Source organism: Marinicauda pacifica (assembly GCF_004793635.1).
Classification (GTDB): domain Bacteria; phylum Pseudomonadota; class Alphaproteobacteria; order Caulobacterales; family Maricaulaceae; genus Marinicauda; species Marinicauda pacifica.
Genome location: NZ_SRXV01000048.1, coordinates 1 through 315, shown reverse-complemented (window position 1 = coordinate 315; position 315 = coordinate 1). Strand labels below are relative to the sequence as shown.

Below are 315 nucleotides of genomic sequence, written 5' to 3'. Positions count from 1 at the left end.
TGCGCACGACCAGATAGCCGGCCGCGACGTCGCGGCCCTGCGTCGGCGTGCGAATCCAGGTGCCGGCAAACATGGCGCTCTGGCCGTCTGCCTCGACCGTCACCGATTGGGGGCCGGTCAGGAGGTCGGCGGCTGCGGACGCGCCCATGCCGGTGGCGTCGCCCGCCCCCTCATGATCCATGGCCGCATGATCCATGGCGTCATGACCCCCGGACGCGGCGCCAGACGCGTCGGGCCGGGCCTCCCCGCTCGCGGGGTCCTCGGGCGAGCAGGCCGTCAGGAGAGCCAGGATGGAGGCAGCAGCGAGAAGGGCGC

General features: G+C 73.7%; 1 pseudogene. It reads right to left on the bottom strand.

Annotation, left to right across the window (positions count from 1 at the left end):
* Positions 1-315, bottom strand: a pseudogene (locus E5162_RS14840) (hypothetical protein); the annotation flags it as partial.